Origin of the sequence: Pseudomonas lundensis, assembly GCF_002269125.1 — a bacterium.
Classification (GTDB): domain Bacteria; phylum Pseudomonadota; class Gammaproteobacteria; order Pseudomonadales; family Pseudomonadaceae; genus Aquipseudomonas; species Aquipseudomonas lundensis_A.
Genome location: NZ_NQKI01000065.1, coordinates 1 through 5,983 on the forward strand (window position 1 = coordinate 1; position 5,983 = coordinate 5,983).

Genomic DNA, 5,983 nt, shown 5'->3' on the forward strand with positions numbered 1-5,983 from the left:
GGGGCACATCAGCCCGCAAGCCTACGAGGCCCGGATGAGTGCTTGAAACTGTGTCCACGGTTGCTGGGCAAGATCAGCTGCTGTCCAGGACCTCTTGATCCTTTGACAGGCAATCTCCATTCATGACTGAGACTAAGCCGCAGAGTCAGCCACATGCTCACTTCAATTACGAGCGCATCGTTCGGTAGAAGGAGTTGCAAGGGGGCCGAGGACAGCAGCAAGAGAGGAACCATAACAAATGTGACTGATTGCCCTTGGCGGATTGCTTAAGCACGAAATGGACAGCGTGTGTCCCGCTGCATGGCGGGGGCAGATTAGTTTCCGGGGTATTCAGCAATGACCTGATCTGTGCCTACTTTGGTCAGGCCGATGACTTGATAAGCATCGTGCTTTCCATCGACTTCCATCCCCGGGGAGCCTACCGGCATGCCCGGCACCGCAATCCCGATAAGGTCATCGCGTTTGCTCAATGCAACTATTTGCTCCGCAGGTACATGACCCTCAACGAATTTTCCGTTGATCATTGCGGTATGGCATGACGAGAGGCGCGGAGCAACACCCAGGTCCTGCTTGACCGTGCTCATATTGGTTTCTACATGATCAATGACGGTGAAGCCGTTCGCTTCAAGGTGCTTAATCCACTTCTTGCAGCATCCGCAGTACAGCTCCCGATAGACATCAATCGTCAGAGGTTCAGCAGCATGGGCAGCCGAGCCGATTAACAGAACCGCAAATGTTGCGAGGCGAAGTGCTCGACCGGAACGAAGAAAATTATTGCGCATGAGTGTGCTCCTTGCCATCGGCATGGGTGTGAGTCTTTGGTTGAGCGGCTGAAGTTGCAGGAGCATCATGTGAAGTCTCTTCATCGGCATGCTCAGTACTTTCATCCTGAGAAGGTGCTGCGTCCTCATCATGAATATGCGCACTGATTTGGTGGTCATGATGATCGTCGGACTCAGCTACCTCTTCAACTCCGCCTGCATCATGATGCCCAGCGGCAGCCTCTTTTTGACCGTCATGCTGACCTTCATGATTATGCATTTTGGTCTCGCCGCCACCGTGTTGGTGACCACCGCTGCTTGCTGCTAGGGCCTTATATTGCTCTGCATCCAAGGTGGGAAGGCGCTGAAGAAAAGCAACCATCCCCCAGATGTAGGGATCGGCCATGCTTTTGCCCCAGGCTGGCATGCCTGTGGACTTTATACCGTGCTTGATGATCCAGAAGGCGGCGGCTGGATTTCGATCTACACCAAGTTTTGAGAGATTAGGAGGTGCCGGGTAAAGGCTCTTACTCAACTCAGTTTCAGCCACACCCGGAGCCAGGTGGCAGCCAATGCACATTGAGTTGTAATTGCCTGCACCTGCACGAATGAGAGCTTCTTCGCTTAGGTCGGGGACTTTAATATCGCGCGAACGCACTTCAATCGAGCGATCCCGAGCAGTGGACAGAAGTGCGTAAATGGGATCGGAGTGCGGTTCATCGGCCCCAACGTTGAACACACCAAAATGCACGACGCCGGCACCCATGATGACTGCAACCACACCGGCAGCAGCCAACGTTTTTATTGTTCTTTTCATATCAGGCCCTCAAAACCACATCCGAATACCTGCGACAAATCGAGCCTCGTTAGTTTTTCCCCCTTCATCGCTGACCAGGTCGGCAGTCTTGCCGTAGGAGCGATTCCAGGTAACTCCAATATAGGGGGCGAACTCACGGACAATCTCGTAGCGCAACCGCAAGCCTACTTCGGTATTGGCCAAACCAGAGCCAATGCCGCGCTGAGGATCGTTTTTCCCGTAAAGGTTCATCTCGGCGGTGGGCTGCAAGATCAGGCGATTGGTGAGCAGAATGTCGTAGTCACCCTCGAACCGAGCGGCGGTCTGGCCGTTCTCTCCGATGTAAGCAGTCGCTTCGGTTTCGAAGTTGTAGAGGGCCATCCCCTGAATACCGAGAGCGCCCCAGGTCTGTGGCGAGCCGGGTTTGAAGTCTTGGCGTACGCCGGTGACGACATCCCACCACGGACCAATAGAGTGCCCCCACAGTGCTGTGAGTTCGGCGCTCTCGGTTACACCATTGGTACGTTCACCTTCCGAACGCAGCCACAGGCGATCAACGTCGCCACCGATCCATCCTTTTGCATCCCAGCTCAATGCGCTGCCGTTGTCAGCATCCTGGTACTCGAACTTATCAAGCAGGATGAAGGAGTTGAGTTTTTTGTCGTGGACTTCGTGACCAGCCACCGGTGGAAAGGCGGCTGCACGATCAGCGTCGGTCAGTACCGGAATGGGGGTTCGGCTCGTGGTAGTCGCCCCTGCATCCATACTCATTTTGCTGTGGTCCATGCTCTCCATGCCGTCCATTTGGCCCTGGTCCATGTTCATTTTGCTGTGATCCATGGCCCCCATCTTGCTATGGTCCATGGTTCCCATCGAACCGTGATCCATCTTGGAGTGATCCATTGAGCTGCCTTTTGCTTTCGCAGACGTCGGCTTTTGAACCGCCGAAGGTTGCGAGTCCGTATTCGAGGGCATGGCCATCGACGGATCCATCGCCTCAGCGGCGTTGGCCAAGCCAAAAAAAGCGGGGCTGACGGAGACGGTCAGTGCCAGCAGGGTTGGGCGTAAAAACTTACTGGTCATGATCTCAATCCGTTTTTTTGGTTTTTTGGTCATGATCCATCGACTCATGGCTCATCTTGCTGTGATCCATTGATCCGTGATCCGTTTTGGACTCGCCTGCCGTGGTTACTGGCTTGTCCGTTGAGATCGCAGGAGTAGCATGGGAATGCTCACCACTATCTTCCCCTGCTAGCACCATGGACGGGATACCGCCCAATAGGCCAATGGCAATGACGCAACCCATCAGCGATTTACGATTTAGATATGTGCTCATAACCCGTCTCCCTTACTCATCAACCCGTACTTCACGGAACATGCCCATTTCCATGTGAAACATGAGATGGCAGTGATAAGCCCAGCGCCCCAAAGCGTCGGCGGTCACGCGGTAGCTGCGTTTGGTTCCTGGCGGCATGTCGATCGTGTGTTTGCGTACCATGAAGTTACCGTTCTCATCCTCGAGGTCGCTCCACATGCCGTGGAGGTGGATGGGGTGGGTCATCATGGTGTCGTTCACCAGCGTGATGCGCAGGCGCTCGCCATATTTGAGGCGCAACGGCTCGGCGTCGGCGAATTTGATGCCGTTGAATGACCACGAGAACTTCTCCATATGGCCAGTCAGGTGCAGCTCAATCGTGCGATTGGGCTCGCGGCCATCAGGGTCCTGGAAAGTGCTCTTCAGGTCGGAGTAGGTGAGCACACGGCGACCATTGTTGCGTAAGCCAATACCCGGGTCGTTGAGCTTCGGCGTTGCGCTCATGGCTTGCCCATCAACCAGGGGGTTATTGGTTTCGGAGGCGGGGTGAGACTGCATCTCTCCGCCCATGCCAGCCATCCCCGACATATCACCCTGGTCCATCCCAGCCATCTTGCTGTGATCCATTCCGGCCATGCCGGACATGTCACCCGGGTCCATACCGGTCATCTTGCTGTGATCCATGCCGGACATGCCGGACATGTCACCCTGGTCCATACCGGTCATCTTGCTGTGGTCCATACCGGCCATACCGGACATGTCACCCTGGTCCATACCGGTCATCTTGCTGTGATCCATGCCGGACATGCCGGACATGTCACCCTGGTCCATACCGGTCATCTTGCTGTGGTCCATACCGGCCATACCGGACATGTCACCTTGCTTCATAGCGCCGCCATCCATGCCCGCCATGCTGCCATGGTCCATGCCGGCCATACCGCCCATCCCCATGTCATCCATGGTCAAAAGAGGGCGAGGATCAATCGCCGGTACCGGCGCCTTCAATCCTTCGCGCACGGCCAAGGTTCCGCGCGCATATCCGGTGCGATCCATGGACTGGGCGAAAATGGTGTAAGCCTCTTCGCTGACAGGCTCGACGATCACGTCATAGGTTTCTGCCACGGCGATGCGAAACTCATCGACGCTGACCGGTTTGACGTGCTGGCCGTCGGCAGCCACGACGGTCATTTTCAAGCCTGGAATACGGACGTCGAAGTAGCTCATGGCTGAGCCGTTAATGAAGCGCAGGCGCAGTTTCTCGCCGGGTTTGAAAATACCGGTCCAGTTACCGTTGGGGGCCTGGCCGTTCATGAGATAGGTGTAAGTATCCCCACTGACGTCTGAGAGATCGGTGGGATTCATTTTCATCTCGGCCCACATCTTGCGATTCGCCACTGTCGCGGACCAGCCCTTCTGGCTCACATCGTCGATGAAGTCGCCCACGGTACGTTTGTGGTGGTTGTAGTAGTCCGACTGCTTCTTCAGCTTGGCCAGGACTCGGCCAGGATCTTCATCGGTCCAGTCACTCAACATCACCACGTAATCGCGGTTGTATTGGAAAGGTTCAGGTTCTTTTGAGTCGATCACGATGGGACCGTAAACACCTACCTGTTCCTGAAAGCCCGAGTGGCTGTGGTACCAGTAAGTGCCGTTCTGATGCACCTTGAATTTGTACTCGTACATGCCATCGGGAGCGATACCGTGGAAGCTCAGGCCCGGTACACCATCCATGTTGGCCGGCAGAATGATCCCGTGCCAATGGATAGAGGTGTCCTGGTCCAGGCGGTTTTTCACCCGCAGCGTAACCGTTTCCCCTTCACGCCAACGCAGTAACGGCCCCGGCAAGGAGCCATTGATGGTCATGGCTGTGCGCGGTGAACCGGTGATGTTTACCGGGGTTTCACCAATAAACAGATCAAACTCGTTGCCTGTCAGTACGCTCTGCAGGCCAGGGCTGGTCACTGCCCATACAGGGGTACGCCACAGACCAAAGCCGCCAAGAATGCCACCAGCGGCCAAGCCTTTGACGAACGTTCGCCTAGAGGTTTTGGAGTTCATGCCGTTTATGTCCAGTCAGTCGAAAGGGAAACCGTGCGAAACACACTGTGCATTGTGTTTACAGGTTAGGGGGTTCTCAGGAGTTCGTCTCGAATCTCTTTAAACCTTGCCCGCCGCCGCAAATGACGAAACTCATACGGCAGGCGAGCTCAGAAGTTGCCACATTTTAACCACCGAGGGGATTACATTTCTGTCAGCTTGGGAGCGCATCAAGCCGCTCAATATTTGGCTTGGTCGGCCGCCTTGGCGTTACTCTTCGCTACCGGGGTTTGAGTGCCTTGCTTTTGGACAAGCTGGTGCGTGTCCAGTGAGCTCTTCCTGGCCGCGTCCATACGTGCGAATGTCCGGTCACCACCGCCTTCGGCCATCGCCAGAGAAGATACGGTCAAAGCGGCTATGACAAACAGGGTTTTAATGGATTTCATGGGGGTATCCTCGAATGAATTTTGGTCATCCCGTTGAATTCACATTGAAAAATGATTCTTGGGGCTGAGCTTAAGGCTCGATATAACTTTAAGACTCATACCCTGTCAGAAACCTTAGGTGAATATTACAGTTGTGTCAGGTTGCCACTTTTCTCTTGAACAGCAGGCGGATTAACTCGTAAGGTCTCACTCATCCAAGCAACGTTGCACCGTATTTAACCGATTAAAAATTTATATATGACAATTTTGTAATCTTTCCGTCATTTTTAAGGAGGTTCGACGGTTTTTGAACAGCTGAACAGGATCTGAAATTCGCCGACGTGGATGCATTGCTTTTAACCTTGAGTGTTCGATATGCGTATTGCATTGGGACTGGTAATTCCACTTCCACAAAGGTGATTAGGTGTGAGTATTAGTTTTGAAAAAGCCGTTGGCTCTGCAGAAAGAGCGTTAATTTATCGCAGCCAAAGAGCGGAGGTGCTGAGCAATAATATCGCTAACGCCGATACGCCAAATTTCAAGGCCCGCGACTTGGACTTTCCTGCCTTGCTTGGGTAATCCCCCCACTTTTAGCACTTACCAAAAATAGAGGTCAGGCCGCCAGGGCCAACTTTTGTTTGGGGGTTAT

The 5,983-nt window shown here is 54.1% G+C and carries 6 protein-coding genes and 1 pseudogene; 1 reads left to right on the forward strand and 6 read right to left on the reverse strand.

Annotated elements, in window-relative coordinates; translation table 11 throughout:
* Nucleotides 1–314: 314 nt before the first annotated feature.
* The 6 genes from CJF39_RS22130 to CJF39_RS22150 form a co-directional block, all read right to left on the reverse strand.
* Entirely contained in the window at nt 315–782 is a 468-nt protein-coding gene (locus tag CJF39_RS22130) for a DUF411 domain-containing protein (protein WP_083334223.1), read from the reverse strand.
* Entirely contained in the window at nt 772–1,578 is an 807-nt protein-coding gene (locus CJF39_RS22135; protein WP_083334224.1) for a c-type cytochrome, read from the reverse strand. Before CJF39_RS22135 ends, CJF39_RS22130 begins: the two co-directional genes overlap by 11 nt.
* Nucleotides 1,579–1,587: 9 nt before the next feature.
* The gene (locus tag CJF39_RS22140) at nt 1,588–2,673 is read right to left on the reverse strand and encodes a copper resistance protein B (protein ID WP_170942721.1); all 1,086 of its coding nucleotides are present in this window, start codon (nt 2,671–2,673) and stop codon (nt 1,588–1,590) included.
* Complete coding sequence (locus CJF39_RS22915) at nt 2,645–2,893, reverse strand: hypothetical protein (RefSeq protein WP_141232218.1); 249 nt, start codon at nt 2,891–2,893, stop codon at nt 2,645–2,647. The genes CJF39_RS22140 and CJF39_RS22915 overlap by 29 nt, the downstream gene beginning before the upstream one ends.
* Before the next feature lie 12 nt (nt 2,894–2,905).
* The gene (locus tag CJF39_RS22145) at nt 2,906–4,930 is read right to left on the reverse strand and encodes a copper resistance system multicopper oxidase (protein WP_094995319.1); all 2,025 of its coding nucleotides are present in this window, start codon (nt 4,928–4,930) and stop codon (nt 2,906–2,908) included.
* Between the two features lie 218 nt (nt 4,931–5,148).
* Entirely contained in the window at nt 5,149–5,355 is a 207-nt protein-coding gene (locus CJF39_RS22150) for a co-regulatory protein PtrA N-terminal domain-containing protein (protein WP_083334226.1), read from the reverse strand.
* Nucleotides 5,356–5,760: 405 nt separating this feature from the next.
* On the opposite strand from CJF39_RS22150, the pseudogene CJF39_RS22155 reads away from it, so the two are divergent.
* Nucleotides 5,761–5,907: pseudogene (locus CJF39_RS22155) on the forward strand (flagellar basal body rod protein FlgB); the annotation flags it as partial.
* Nucleotides 5,908–5,983: the final 76 nt, after the last annotated feature.